Origin of the sequence: Kribbella catacumbae DSM 19601 (genome assembly GCF_000372465.1) — a bacterium.
In the GTDB taxonomy this organism is placed as follows: Bacteria; Actinomycetota; Actinomycetes; order Propionibacteriales; family Kribbellaceae; genus Kribbella; species Kribbella catacumbae.
The window spans coordinates 195,527-208,970 of record NZ_AQUZ01000006.1 but is presented as its reverse complement, the minus strand read 5'-3'; the positions used below and the strand labels follow the sequence as shown (position 1 = coordinate 208,970).

The window sequence follows — 13,444 nt, the reverse complement described above, 5'->3', positions numbered from 1 at the left end:
GGGTATTGAGAGGACTTAACTATCTCTTGCAGCCGACCTCAATGGCGCGTCCGGATAGCGGCGAGGAGTGAAGACCAACTCCCCGCCTGCGCGGGCCATCGTCTGGGTCTGCGAGGAGCCGATCAGCAGCAGACAGCGCATGTCGACCTGGTCCGGATCCAGCTCCGCGAGCGTGGTGACCGTGATCGACTCCGCGCGACCGCCGACGTCGCGGCCGATCACGACAGGAGTGGTCGGGGAGCGGTGTTCGAGCAGGAGGTCGCGAGTGGCGCCGACCTGCCAGGTGCGGGACTTCGAGGCCGGGTTGTAGATCGCGATGGCGAGATCAGCCGACGCTGCCGCGGTCAGGCGGGCGGCGATCACCTCCCACGGCTTGAGGCGGTCCGACAGCGACAACACGCAGTAGTCGTGGCCGAGCGGCGCACCCACGCGGCTCGCCACCGCCTGCGCCGCGGTCATCCCGGGCAGCACCTTGACGACGATGTCGGCGTACTCCGGTTCGGACGCGACCTCAGTGACCGCGCTCGCCATCGCGAAGACGCCGGGATCGCCAGAGGAGACGACAACCACCCGCGACCCCTTGCGGGCCAGGTCGAGGGCGAACGCGGCGCGCTCGGACTCCACCTTGTTGTCCGAGCCGTGCTTGCGCTGCCGGGCGCGGTCGGGCAGCCGGTCGACGTACGGGCCGTAGCCGATCAGGTCGTCGGCCTCGGCGATCGCCGACCGCACCTGCGGCGTCATCCACTCGGGGCCGGCCGGTCCCAGGCCTACTACTGTCACCGAGCCCTCGACGGCTATCGCCGTGCTTTCGGCGAGCGGCTTGGCGTTGTTGATCGGGCTGGGGAGCAGGGCGAGCGAGAAGTACGGCACCGAGTCGGGGTCGACGTCCTTGAGCGGTGCGGTGCGCTGGGCGTCGGTGGTCGCGCGTTCGACGTACCAGGCCTCGTCTGCCCGTCCGGACAGCTCGAAAGCCTCTCTGACGTTCTCGAACGTCCGTCCCAGCTTCATGACCGCGGCGGCGTCGGTGGTCCGGAGCCGCTCGGCCAGTACGTCGGTCGGCAAGGTGCCGGGGAGCACAGTGAGGATCTCGTCGCGCTCACACAGCGGGCGGCCGAGTACTGCGGCCGCTGCGCTCACAGAGGTCACACCGGGCACTACCTCGCAGCTGTAGCGGTCAGTGAGCCGCTTGTGCATGTGCATGTAGGAGCCGTAGAACAACGGGTCGCCTTCGGCCAGTACTACGACGTTTCGGCCGGCGTCGAGGTGGGCGGCCAGTCGTGCGGCGCAGTCTGTGTAGAAGTCGTCCATCGCGCCCTGGTAGCCACCGGGGTGATCAGTGGTCTCCGTGGTCAGCGGGTACATCAGCAGCTCTTCCAGCTGCCCTTCGCGCAGGTACGGCGCTGCTACCGAGCGCGCGATGCTCCGGCCGTGCCGGGCGCTGTGGTACGCGATGACGTCGGCCTCGCCGATCAGCCGCGCCGCCTTCACAGTCACGAGTTCGGGGTCGCCCGGGCCGAGCCCGACACCCCAGAGCCGTCCGGTCATTCTTCCTCGCTCGCGATCGCGTTGATGGCGGCGGCAGTGATCGCACTGCCACCCCGGCGGCCCCGCACGACCAGGTATTCCAGCCCCAGGTCGTTGGCGGCCAAAGCTTCCTTGGACTCGGCGGCACCGATGAACCCGACCGGGATGCCGAGGATCGCGGCCGGCCGGGGCACGCCGTCGCGGATCAGCTCGAGCAGCCGGAAGAGCGCGGTGGGAGCGTTGCCTATGGCAACCACCGAGCCTGCGAGGCGGTCCGTCCAGAGGTCGATCGCCGCTGCGCTTCTGGTTGTTGTCAGCTGCTTGGCGAGCTCGGGCACGGATGGGTCGCTCAGCGTGCAGACGACCTCGTTGTCCGCGGGCAGCCGTTTGCGGGTGACCCCGGCCGCGACCATCGCCGCGTCACACAGGATCGGCGCTCCGCCCTGCAGCGCAGTCCGGGCGGCCTTCACCACTCCGTCCGACCACGCGAGATCCTGGACCAGATCGGTCATCCCGCAGGCGTGAATCATCCGGACGGCGACCTGCGCGACGTCGGCCGGCAGCCCGTCGAGCGCAGCCTCCGCACGAATCGTCGCAAACGAGCGCCGGTAGATCTCCGCGCCATCGGTCACGTACTCGTACTTCTCACTCACTGCGCCCTCACCTCGTCGACCTCCATCACGACCCCGTCAACCGAGTAGCCGCCACCCGCCAGAGCAAGCACATCCACAAACTCTCCCCCCGGCCGCCCACACCGCCGCTCACACCCTGCCCAGTGCACGCGCCGCCCTGACGCGGCCGACCAGCCCGGTACTACGCGCCGCGCGTCGCCTCGCACATCCGCCAAGGCCTTCGCGCACCCCGGCCGCCCAGCACACGACGTAACCCCGTTCCACGGCGACGAGGGCTCCAACACCAGCCCAACCGCCTCCAGCCGCCGCACAGCGCCTTCTACTACCCCCGCGACCACTACCGACCGCCAAGGCGTAACACGCAGTACCGGACGCTGCTGGGTGTCCGCTTGCTCAGCAACCTCCGCCAGAACCGCAGCCTGCTCGGCGTCCAGCACTCCCAGCGGCACGGTGACAACCAACACCTCAGCCCCAACAAGATCTGTAAGACGCCCAGCTGCCAACCCGCGCCCCGTCTGCTCGCCTAGACGCCCAGTGGGCTGCTCTCCAAGTCTCAGGCGTGCCAGCACTCGCTTGGGGCCGGCTGTCAGTTCCGCCAGCCGCCAGGCCTCGGACTGCTGCTCGGCGCGCTCCGCCAGGAACGCCTCCGCTGCAGCGACCATGACTTCAGCCGCCTGCTCCACCGCCACCAGTACGCCGGTGGCGACTCCAGCGAGCAGCAGCTCGCCCCGCTCACCATCGACCATCCGCAAGCCCACATCAGCCTTCGCTGACGCCAGATCCCCGCGCCCGTCGTCCAGCGCGAACAGGAACCGCCCAGGCAACCCGGCCAGCCCCGGACGAGCACACAGCAGCCGATCCACCTCGCCAGCCACCGGCAGTACGTCGTACCGGCTGTGCTGGTCGAGTCCGGAGAGTGGCGAGGCGAGGACGTTGCGCACGCGCTCGTGTGAGATGGACGGGAGCAGCCCAGCCGCGTACAGCCGATCGGACAGCTCCACCGGCGCGCCCGGCTGCAGCGCCCGGATCTGCACGTTCGCCCGCGAGGTCAACTCCAGGTGACCGTCCCCGAGCTCCACAGCCGCCGCAGCCAGCAACCTCAGCTGCTCCGCGCTCAGCACCCCACCAGGCAGCCGCACCCGCGCGAGGCCACCATCAGCCGCCTCATGCACAGCAAGCACCCCCGGACACCGGTCCGGTCGCACCCGCCCACGAAGCTCCACGGCCGTGATGCTACTTCCCGCCCTCCCCCTGTGTTCCGCACCACAACCCACAACCCCAACGCCCCACCACTGCCCAATCCCCAACCACCCCAGCCCTCGCCCACTACCCGCACCCCGCCGCCCAGCACCAGCCCACCGCCGACCGCCTGCACTACCGACCCCCGCCGTCCGGCGCCTGCCCGCAGCCCGGCGCGCTGCCCACTACTCGGCGCCCCGGCACCTGCCCGCTGCCCACCAACCACCCAGCCGCTCACCGCCACCCATCAATCCGCCACCTTGGGCACCGCCGAGCCGCGATTCACACTCTGGAGTCGCTGACCAGTGCCCAAGGTGGCGGCACGACTTGTTGGGGGAGCATGTTGGGCACCGGCCAGGCAGGATTCGCGTCGCCGTGTGCCTACGCGGTGCTCAAGGTCCGCGACAGGCTACTGATCGGCGACCTTGTCCTTGACGCGGGTGGCGAGTTGGTGGCGGGGCGCTCAGGTCGTGCACAAGGTTGCGGGAGGTCCGGCTCGCCGAACGCGCCATCGGTTGGAGAGTGGCTGGTCGCGGCGTCGCCTGGACTGAGTGGAGGGGCGGGCGGGGGCTGGACTGAGTGGAGGGGCGGGGGCTGGGCGTGCGGAGCTGGCGTGGTGGTCGCGTCGCGAGGCCGGGGCAACCAGGCCCTTCGGTGGGGTCAGCTCCTCGACGAGCGGTTCGCCCGCTGGTATAGCAGGGGGCGAACGGCTCGAGGCGAGGTTGAGCCCACTGTGTGAGAGGCAATGACCTACCACACCGACGGACAACCACAGTCCCTAGCGTGCGCCGGCCAGCCGGTACTGCGGCCAATTGGTGGCGCGGGTGACGGCTGCAGTGCGCGAGGTGCGCGACGTGCGCGAGGAGGGCGGGGTGGTTAGAGGTGCGGGTGGGGGTAGTCGGGGGAGCGGTGCTGGAAGGAGAGGATGCCGGGGTTGCGGATTCGGCCGGATTCGATCTCGATGGCGCGCTGGATCGTGGTGTCGGCGTGCCAGGCTTCGGGGCCGTCGAGCACTGTCCGCAGGTAGGGGAGCAGGGCTTCGCTGATCTCCCAGCTGGCCGAGTTCCACAGGTACGACGGGGTGTGGTCGACGCCGTAGTACGTGATGTTGTCCCCGACGATGAAGGTGGGCTCGCCGAATCCGGTCGGCCGGGCCCAGCTGAAGCCCATGCCGAGGTCGCAGGAGACGTCGACGATCAGGCTGCCAGGCGCGAACTCCGCCAGGTCCTCCTGTATCAGGAACGTCAACGGCGCGTCCGGGTCCTGCAGAACACAGTTCACGACGATGTCGTGCTGGGCCAGGAAGCCCGCCAGCGGCACTCGCTCGTCGTCGATCAGCGCGTGACTGCGCCGCGGGTCGGACGTGTCGTCGGCGTCGTCGTGGTCGAACTGGATCATCCGCGCCGAGTGGATCGGCGAGCTGACCGCCGTCACGCCACGCCCGGTCAGTACGTCGACGTCGTGGATCCCGTGCGCGGCCAGTGCCGTCACGGCACCTCGCGCCGTCGCGCCGAAGCCGATCACGACGGCGTTCAGGCGGCGGCCGTAGTCGCCGGTCGAGCCGATCAGCTCCAGCGCGTGCAGCACGGAGCAGTAGCCGGCCAGCTCGTTGTTCTTGTGGAAGACGTGCAGGTTGAACCTGCCGTCGGCGGTCCAGTGGTTCATCGCCTCGAAGGCGATCACGGTCAGGTCGCGGTCGATCGCGAGCTGGGTCACCTTGTCGTCCTGGACGCAGTGCGGCCAGCCCCAGAGCACCTGGCCGGAGCGGAGCTCAGCGAGGTCTTCCGGTTGTGGCTTCGGCAGGAGGACGACGTCGGTCTTGGCGATCAGCTGTTCCCGGTCGAGGACGCCGGCTACGGACTGGGACAGCTGCAGGTCGGAGATGCCGAAGCGTTCGCCGTACCCGGACTCGAGGAAGACACGTCGGCGCAGATCCTCGTCGATCCGGTCGAAGTGGTGCGGATGGATCGGCAGCCGATGCTCGTTCTCTTTGCGGGAACGGCCGATGACGCCGAGAGTTAACTGGTCCACGAAGGCCCCTTTGGTTACCGCCTGTTTAGCACACAACCACTGACGATCAAGACCGTCAAGAGGGCTACCAGGCCGCCGCAGACCATCGTGGTGGACACGGTGATGGCGTCGACGACCAGCCCGCCGAGGAGGGCTCCAGCGGACAGAGTCGCCTGGAAAGACGACGTGAAAAGCACAGTGGCCGCCTCCCGAGCTTCCGGAGCTGCCAGGGCGAACCAGGTCATCGAGCACGCCGGTACTGCGCCGTACGCGATGCCCCAGACGACTAGTAGCGAAGTTGCGCCTGCTGTGGATCGGCCGAGCACCGGGAGTAGGAGAGTGGCGGCGGCGATGAGGCTTGCACTGGTGATGAAGGTGGCTCGCAGGTGCCTGGCGACCGTAGTACCGGCTAGGAAGTTGCCTACTAGGCCTGAGGCGCCGTAGACGAGTAGTAGCTCGCTGATGTGGTGTGTGCCGGTGACGTCTCGCAGGAAGGGTGTTACGTAGGTGTAGGTGCCGAAGTGGGCGGTGACGATCAAGCAGGTTGCGACGAGGGCGATACGTGTCTGCCTCAGGCGGAGGAGGTCGCGGAGTACGGCGAGCCGTGTCACCTGCAGCGGCGGTAGGGGAGGCAGTACAACCAACAGGGCGGCCAGCAAGGCGACAGTCAGCACCCCGAGTACTACGAACGGCACCCGCCATCCGAAGTGCTCTCCGATGAAGGTGCCCGCTGGTACGCCGAGTACGGAGCCCAGTGGCACGGCAGAGAAGATGACAGCCGTCGCGCGGACTACCCACCGCTCCGGTACCAGCCGTGCAGCCAGCCCGGCCCCGATCGACCAGAAGCCGCCAATGGTCATCCCCACCATCAGCCGGGCGATCAACTCCACCCAGTACTCCGATGCTGCCGCCGCCAGGAAGTCGGCCGTGGCGAGCAGGACCATCAGCGCGCACAACATGATCCGCCGATCCAGCCGGGCCGTCGCGACCGTGATGACGGGCGCAGCAACAGCCGCGACCAGCCCGGGTACCGTCATCAACCACCCGGCCCGCCCAGGCGAGACGCCGAAGTCGCCCGCCATCGGCGTAAGCAGCCCGATCGGCAGAATCTCGGTGGTCACGATCGAGAAGATCCCAAGCATCACCGCGATCACCCCCAGCCACCCCAGCCGCTGCGAACGGGTAATAGTCGTCGTCTCCAGAACAGGCATGCACCAAGTCCAGCCGCCCAGCACTCCGCAAACTGGCGAAAATCCGCCACCCTGATAGCCCCAACCACAACGCCGCTTTCCCGCCACTCCCGCCCCGCCGCCCCCGCCACTCCCACTCCACCCGCGAGTAGTTGACGGCTGGGATCATCCGGAAGTGGATTATCCCGAGGTACTCTGATCGCATGGCTGATACACCGTTGCGCAAGGTTCCGGACCTGACCGGGCTGCTGAAGCATGCCGGTCATGTACTGGAGACCCAGCTGACCGCCGCGCTGGCCGAGGTTGGCCTGTCGCCGCGGATGCAGTGCGTGCTGCTCTACGCGCTGGAGGAGGAGCGGACCCAGATCCAGCTCGCCGAGCTCGCGTACCTCGACAAGACGACGATGGTCGGGACCGTGGATGCCCTGGAGAAGGCCGGTCTCGCCGAGCGCAAGCCGTCGCAGACCGACCGGCGGGCCCGGATCGTCGCCGTCACCCCCGCCGGCGCCGAGGCCGCCGCCGAGGGCCAGCGAATCGTCGACCAGGTGCACGCCGACGCGCTCGCCGCCCTCGCGGCCTCCCAGCGCAAGCATTTCGCCGACTCCCTGGCCGAGCTTGTCGGCGGCCAGCTCGCGACGCCGGTGGAGGCGCAACCGGTCCGGCGCGCAAGGCAGCGCTCTTGATCCACTAAAAGATCGTCTACTACGGAACTATCTGTTAAGGTCGTTCTTGTCCTGCTCAAGTGACAAGGAGAACGACCGATGACCTCGACGATCGAGCCGACCACCTCCGGCTCCGCCGCCCCCTCCACCGGCCCTTCCGTCCAGCCGTCCCGGGCGAAGGCTCTCGCGGTGCTGTGTGTGATGCAGCTGATGATCATCCTCGACGGCACCGTGGTGACGGTGGCGCTGCCGACCATCCAGAGCGACCTCGGGTTCTCGCAGGCCGGGCTGGCCTGGGTGATGAACTCCTACCTGATCGCCTTCGCCGGGCTACTCCTGCTCGCCGGGCGGATCGGTGACCTGATCGGCAGCAAGCGCGTCTTCGTCGCCGGGCTGACCGTCTTCACCGCGGCCTCGCTGCTCTGCGGTGTCGCCACGAGTTCCGAAGTACTGATCGCGGGCCGGTTCCTGCAAGGCGTCGGCGGCGCGCTCGCCTCGGCGGTGATCCTCGGCATGATCGTCGGCCTCTACCCGGCGCCGGCCGAGCAGGTGCGGGCGATGGGGGTCTACGGCTTCACCTCCGCCGGTGGCGCCTCCATCGGCCTCATCCTCGGCGGTGTGATCACCCAGACCGTCGGCTGGCACTGGTCCTTCCTGATCAACGTCCCGATCGGTGTGGTGTCCGTGCTGCTCGCACTGCGGCTGCTGAAGGCGCAGCCCGGCCTCGGCCTCGGCAAGGGAGCGGACGTCCTCGGAGCGGTACTAGTGACCGCAGGCCTCTCACTGTCCGTCTACACGATCGTCCAGACCGCCGAGCCGACCGCCGAGCTGCTGCGGACGATTGTGCTGGCCGTGGTCTCGGTCCTCCTGCTCGCAGGCTTCGTACTACGCCAGGCCCGCGTCACGCAGCCGCTGCTCTCTCTGCACATCTTCCGCAACCGACAGGTGACAGTGGCCAACCTCGTCGTCGTACTGCTGTTCGCGGCCGGCTTCGGCTTCCAGTTCATGACCGCCCTCTACCTGCAGCGAGTGCTGGGCTTCGACTCCCTCCGGACCGGCCTCGCCTTCCTGCCGGCGCCGATCCTGGGCGCAGTGATGTCCCTGTTCATCGGGCCCCGACTGATCGCTCGCTTCGGCGGCCGTGCCCTCCTGCTGGCCGGGCTCGGCGCCCTCCTCGCCGCACTGCTGCTGATGAGCCAGGCGCCGGTCGACGGCTCGTACCTCGTTAATGTGGTCGCCCCACTTCTCCTGGTCGGTGGCGGAACCGGTGCGGCGATCCCTGCGGCGATCATGCTCGCCATGTCCGGCGCCGAGCCGGGTGACGCAGGCCTGGCTTCTGGGTTGAACAACACTGCCCAGCAGGCAGGCGCAGCGGTCGGTACTGCGGTACTGGCGACCCTGGCCGCCTCGCGTACCGCAGTACAGGCCACTGAAGGTGCGTCTCCGGTCGGCGCATTGCGGGACGGGTACAGCGTCGCCTTCGTTGCCGCGTCGGCCTTTGTCCTCGCGGCGATCGTCGTCGGCGCAACCCTGCTGCGCAGAGGCGCTAGGCGAAGGCGGTCCAGTAGTCCAGCATCTGCTCGGACAACCGCGTCTGGGTCTCGGTCAGCGGCGCATCCCAGCCGCCGAGGCTGAAGAGGTATGGCAGCTCCACAGCGTGCGCGGCGCCCTGCCCCGGTTGGGAAAGCGGTGAATGCCTGTCAGCGAACTCATACGCATACACCGGGACCTTCCGAACCGCCTGCCGATCAGTGGCGACCTGCGTGCATGACCAAATCCGGTCAGTCGTCACAGCAGTCCAAGCCGCCGCCGTCGACCCGTACTGCGCCAGCGGGTACTCCTGCAACACCTTCGTGGCGTCGCTAGCGCCGACCATGTCGGCCACCAGTCGCGGGTAGTCCGCATCGGTGAGCACGCCCCCGTTGAACGCGCTCAACCAGGCTGCAGCCTCATCGTGGTTGTTGCCGGACAACACCGGAACCCGGTGGAACAGTCCCGCCTTCATCGCCTTCGCCGGGCTCAACGGCAAGACCGCAGTACCGCCGTACGCAGGCTGCGTGAACCGCAACGTGTCCTCAACCAGTACTGCGGGGTCTGCCGCGCGTAGGCAGTCCAGCGCAGCCTGACCCGGCTTGCAGTTCAGCTTGGCCGTGGTGTCAGCCACCCACTCCTTGCCGCTCTGCTGCACAGTGCTCGCCGGGACCCACGGCGAGTCAGCCGCCTGTCCGGGGTACTGACTGTTGTCGGCCCAGTTGAAGGCGCAGGAGCCACTCTGCATGACCGCCTTCGCGAACCCAACGGAGGGGCGGCTTGCTGGTCCTGGATGCCGTAGGTGCCAGAGCCGGGCAGGCCCGGGTAGCCGAAGAAGCCGAAGATCCCCAGCCTGTAGTTGACCGTCACCACCACTACGTCCCCGCGGGTGGCCAGCTTCGATGCTCCGTAGCTGTGCCGACGCCGGAGAAGAAGCCGCCGCCCGGGATCCACACCACGACCGCACGCGGCTTGGTTGCCTTCTGCGTGGGGGTAGTGACGTTCAAGTACAGACAGTCCTCATTAGTAGAGCCGCCTAGCGCTTCCAGGTTGTCCTGTTGCGGACAGGCGCTCGAGAGCTCCACTGCCTCTCGGAAGCCGGTCCATGGCTTCACGGGCTGCGGCGGCTTCCAGCGCAGGGCGCGCACCGGCGGAGCGGCGTACGGGATGCCGTTGAAGACTCGGGTCGTTGCAGTCGGGTGCCCGCGTACTAGTCCGGCATCGGTGCGTACTACGTCCTGTTCGGCCGCTGCCGCCTTGTCGACAAGGAGTGCGGCCGGCAGCAGCGCTAGCGCCAATGCCAGCCGCACCTTCTTACGGATAGTTGTTCTCATGCCGTGCAGCCTCTGCCAGGACCTACAAGCCCCGCTTCGGCCGCACGGCCACTCCGCCTACACCTTTGGCCTAATGCTCAGCAGTAGAGGTTGTCGCCGGGGGAGACGCCCAGCAGTTGGGTGAACCGCTGGTAGGCGTCCACTCGGCTCTGTACCTGGCCCGGGTTGCCGCCGTTGCACTCGATCGAGCCGTTAATGCTGCGGATGGTCTCGCCGAAGCCGGCACCATTCACCATCGCGTTGTGCGGCGTCATCGTGCCCGGCCCGGTCTGGGTGTTCCAGTACCAGAGCCCGGTCTTCCAGGCGATCGCCGAGTTCTGCTCGACCTGCCACGGGTTGCCGAGCAGATCGATGCCGAGGGCGTCACCCGCGGCCTTGTAGTTGAAGTTCCAGCTCAACTGGATCGGACCGCGGCCGTAGTACGCCGCCTGGCCGGCCGGGCAGCCGTAGGGGCGGCCCCAGTCGCAGTAGTGCGGGTAGTTCGCCTCGTTGATCTCCTTGATGTAGACCAGCCTGCCGGTCTCGTGGTTCACGTTCGCCAGGAAGGCGGCGGCCTCGCGCTTTTTGGTGGTGTCGTCGCCGGTGTTCGCGAAGCCCGGGTAGGCACTGAGCGCGCTGGTCAGGCCGGAGTAGGTGTAGAAGGGATTCCGGTTCGGGAACATCTGGTTGAACAGCGATTCGCTGACCGGGAATGCGCCCGGCTGCGGGTTTCCGCCGTCGCAGGTATGCGGATTCCAGTACCAGGTGCTGATGATCGGGTCGTACCCGGGATTGTCGTGCTCGGCGACGTAGTACTGGCCGTCGGTGTATTTCACGATACGGCCGGAGGCGTACCAATTGCCGGCCACCCAGTTCGGGTAGCTACAGGCCTGGGTCGCGTCAGGCGCCTGTTCGCGGGCATCCGCGGGGACGGTGAGCAACATCGACAACGCGGCTGCGACGGCTACGACGACCGGCAGAACGCGCACAAAACGGGGCATCTTCATGGTGCGACTCCTCTGTCCTGACCGCGACGCAGGGGGAGGGCGCCACGATCATGGGGGCGGTGGACAAATGGCCCGGTCAGCGTAGAGCGGCCGGATCGCCGAGGAGAAGAGCGTGCGCTCTAGACTTTCTAAAGAACCTTTGGTAATGTCTTGCCTATTCTGGAGAATTGCCCAGAATTCTGTTTAGGTGCGATTTCTGCGCAAGAGATAGGTATCCATGATCCAGCCCTTGCGCTCGCGGGCTTCGGCGCGCACCTCGACGATTTTCTCGGCCACCTGCGACAGGGGTCCGGCGACGAGCAGTTCGTCCGGCGTACCGAGGTAGGCGCCCCAGTAGATGTCGGCATCCTGGTCGGTGTGCTGGGTGAAGGCGGTCTGCGCGTCGAGCATCACCACGACGTCGTCGACCTCGTCCGGCCAGTTCTTCGCCAGCCGCCGCCCGGTGGTGATCTGGACCGGCCGGCCCACCTGGTTGAGTCCGACCCGGTGCCGGGCCGCGAGCGCGGACACGCTGCTGATGCCCGGGATGACCTCGATCTCGAAGCTCACCTCACCGCGGGCGAGGATGTCGTCGAGGATCGCCAGCGTGCTGTCGTAGAGCGACGGATCGCCCCAGACCAGGAAGCCGCCGACCTGGCTGTCGCTCAGTTCGGCCGCGATCAGCTCCGCGCAGACGTCCGCCCGGCGCCGCCGCCAGTCGTCGACCGATTCGACATAGGCGTCACTGCTCCGGTCTCGCGCGGGATCCTGGCCGTACACGATCCGATGCTCGCGCTCGCCGGCATGCCGCCGGAGAATCTCCTCGCGCAGGTCGACCAGCTCCTGCTTGACCTCACCCTTGTCGAGCACGAAGAACACGTCGACCTGGTTCAGCGCCTTCACGGCCTGAATCGTCACGTGATCCGGATCGCCGGCCCCCACCCCGATCACCTTCATCTCCATCATGCCGCCGAGGGTAGTTGGCAGGCCCCCCGGGTTTGGCTGCCCACCCAGTCACTGCTAATTTCAAAGTAACTACGTCGAGAGGTCGTCGTGCCCACTGCGGAAGAAATGCTCAGTACTGCGTCTGTGGTTGCCCTCGGCGCCTGCCTCGGTGCGGTGGCGCCCGAGCTGGACCTGGTGGCGACCAAAGCGGCCGCGAAGCAGTTGGCCGGCGCGACGTTCAGCGAGCGGGGCCGGCTGGTCCGCGACGCGCTGCTGACCGATCTGCCGCCGCGATTCGCGCCGCTGGACAAGATCTTCCGGGCGGCGCTCGACGATCCGGCCTTCACCGGCTGGATGACCTGGCCGGTGACCGAGGCGGTCGCAGTACGGGCCGTTGCGGAGGGGGAGTTCGAGGCTGGGCTCGAGTTGCTTGCCGAGCTCACGCCCAGGCTGACGGGGGAGTTCGCTCTCCGGACCTTCCTTGCGGCCGATCTGGATCGCACTCTGGCGGTCGTGGCCGGGTGGACCGGGCGTCCTGATGAGCACGTCCGCCGACTTGCGAGCGAAGGCACGCGGGCGCGGCTGCCGTGGGCGAAACGCGTGCCGGGTCTGATCGAGCAGCCCGAGGTGACTCGGCCGATCCTGGAAGAGTTGCGGCGCGACGAATCGGAGTACGTACGCCGCTCTGTCGCCAACCACCTGAACGATCTCAGCCGGCTGGATCCGGCCCTGGCAGTCGCGATCGCGGGCGAGTGGCTGGCGTCGCCGGCGCCGACGACCGAGCGGCTGGTGCGACATGCGTTGCGCACCCTGATCAAGGCGGCGGACCCGGGAGCCCTTGCATTGTTGGGTTTCGAGCCGCCCACTGGGCTAGTGGTCGACGGGCCGCTGCTCGCAGTACAGGCGGTTGCTGTCGGGGACTCGCTGGCTTTCGAGTTCAGTGCGCACAACCGGGGTGCCGGGGAGTTGCGGCTGGCGATCGACTACATCGTCCACCACGTCAAGGCGAACGGAATGCTCACGCCGAAGGTCTTCAAGCTCACCACCCGCACCCTCGCGCCAGGCGAGTCGACGACGATCGGCAAACAGCACTCGTTCAAACCGATCTCAACCCGCAGCTACTACCCAGGCGAACACGCCCTCGAACTCCAAATCAACGGCCACCCCTTCGGCCGCTCCACCTTCACTCTCGCACTGGAAGGAACGCCATGACGATCCCCACCGAGTACACCTACACAGTCGACCTGACCCACGTGGAAAAGCTCGACAACACCCACTACGTCCTCACCAACCACCTGGAAGGCAACTTCCCCGGTGGCCAGGTAGACCTGATCTACCGCTTCACCCTGAGCACCGACCACCTCATCACCACCCTGGAAAACGCTCCCTGACCAAACTCCGCGCTTGTTAGGC

12 protein-coding genes and 1 pseudogene are annotated in these 13,444 nt (G+C 67.6%); 4 read left to right on the top strand and 9 right to left on the bottom strand.

Annotated features, from left to right (window positions below; translation table 11 throughout):
- Positions 1–15: 15 nt before the first annotated feature.
- The 5 genes from A3ES_RS0109170 to A3ES_RS0109150 form a co-directional block, all read right to left on the bottom strand.
- Positions 16–1,545 carry a precorrin-2 C(20)-methyltransferase gene (locus A3ES_RS0109170; protein ID WP_020386501.1) on the bottom strand — a complete coding sequence of 510 codons (1,530 nt, stop codon included), beginning with the start codon at positions 1,543–1,545 and terminating at the stop codon, positions 16–18.
- Positions 1,542–2,177, bottom strand: a complete 636-nt coding sequence (locus tag A3ES_RS0109165; RefSeq protein WP_020386500.1) for a precorrin-8X methylmutase — start codon at positions 2,175–2,177, stop codon at positions 1,542–1,544. The genes A3ES_RS0109170 and A3ES_RS0109165 overlap by 4 nt, the downstream gene beginning before the upstream one ends.
- Entirely contained in the window at positions 2,174–3,379 is a 1,206-nt protein-coding gene (locus A3ES_RS46695; RefSeq protein ID WP_157630408.1) for a precorrin-3B synthase, read from the bottom strand. Before A3ES_RS46695 ends, A3ES_RS0109165 begins: the two co-directional genes overlap by 4 nt.
- Before the next feature lie 892 nt (positions 3,380–4,271).
- Positions 4,272–5,426 carry a N(5)-(carboxyethyl)ornithine synthase gene (locus A3ES_RS0109155; RefSeq protein WP_020386498.1) on the bottom strand — a complete coding sequence of 385 codons (1,155 nt, stop codon included), beginning with the start codon at positions 5,424–5,426 and terminating at the stop codon, positions 4,272–4,274.
- Between the two features lie 14 nt (positions 5,427–5,440).
- Positions 5,441–6,616 carry an MFS transporter gene (locus A3ES_RS0109150; RefSeq protein WP_051084665.1) on the bottom strand — a complete coding sequence of 392 codons (1,176 nt, stop codon included), beginning with the start codon at positions 6,614–6,616 and terminating at the stop codon, positions 5,441–5,443.
- Between the two features lie 182 nt (positions 6,617–6,798).
- Between A3ES_RS0109150 and A3ES_RS0109145 the strand changes: the two genes are divergently transcribed.
- Together A3ES_RS0109145 and A3ES_RS0109140 are read left to right on the top strand one after the other, a co-directional pair.
- Complete coding sequence (locus tag A3ES_RS0109145) at positions 6,799–7,278, top strand: MarR family winged helix-turn-helix transcriptional regulator (RefSeq protein ID WP_020386496.1); 480 nt, start codon at positions 6,799–6,801, stop codon at positions 7,276–7,278.
- Positions 7,279–7,356: 78 nt separating this feature from the next.
- Complete coding sequence (locus A3ES_RS0109140; protein ID WP_020386495.1) at positions 7,357–8,892, top strand: MFS transporter; 1,536 nt, start codon at positions 7,357–7,359, stop codon at positions 8,890–8,892.
- Here the strand turns inward: A3ES_RS0109140 and A3ES_RS56695 are convergent.
- From A3ES_RS56695 to cobF, 4 genes and pseudogenes are all read right to left on the bottom strand, one after another.
- On the bottom strand, positions 8,804–9,535 hold the full coding sequence (locus tag A3ES_RS56695; RefSeq protein WP_020386494.1) for a carboxylesterase family protein: 732 nt from the start codon (positions 9,533–9,535) through the stop codon (positions 8,804–8,806). The two genes, A3ES_RS0109140 and A3ES_RS56695, sit on opposite strands and share 89 nt — an antisense overlap.
- Before the next feature lie 86 nt (positions 9,536–9,621).
- Positions 9,622–10,121 (bottom strand): annotated as a pseudogene (locus A3ES_RS56690) (carboxylesterase family protein); the annotation flags it as partial.
- A 77-nt stretch (positions 10,122–10,198) separates the two neighbouring features.
- Positions 10,199–11,107: a chitinase gene (locus tag A3ES_RS0109130; protein WP_020386493.1), complete on the bottom strand. Its 909-nt coding sequence runs from the start codon at positions 11,105–11,107 to the stop codon at positions 10,199–10,201.
- Between the two features lie 183 nt (positions 11,108–11,290).
- Entirely contained in the window at positions 11,291–12,052 is a 762-nt protein-coding gene (gene cobF / locus A3ES_RS0109125) for a precorrin-6A synthase (deacetylating) (protein ID WP_026162699.1), read from the bottom strand.
- Between the two features lie 87 nt (positions 12,053–12,139).
- Here cobF and A3ES_RS0109120 point away from each other — a divergent pair, with 87 nt between their 5' ends.
- Both A3ES_RS0109120 and A3ES_RS53895 read left to right on the top strand, forming a co-directional pair.
- Positions 12,140–13,243: a DNA alkylation repair protein gene (locus A3ES_RS0109120; RefSeq protein ID WP_026162698.1), complete on the top strand. Its 1,104-nt coding sequence runs from the start codon at positions 12,140–12,142 to the stop codon at positions 13,241–13,243.
- On the top strand, positions 13,240–13,422 hold the full coding sequence (locus A3ES_RS53895; RefSeq protein WP_020386490.1) for a hypothetical protein: 183 nt from the start codon (positions 13,240–13,242) through the stop codon (positions 13,420–13,422). The genes A3ES_RS0109120 and A3ES_RS53895 overlap by 4 nt, the downstream gene beginning before the upstream one ends.
- The last annotated feature ends 22 nt before the right edge of the window (positions 13,423–13,444 follow it).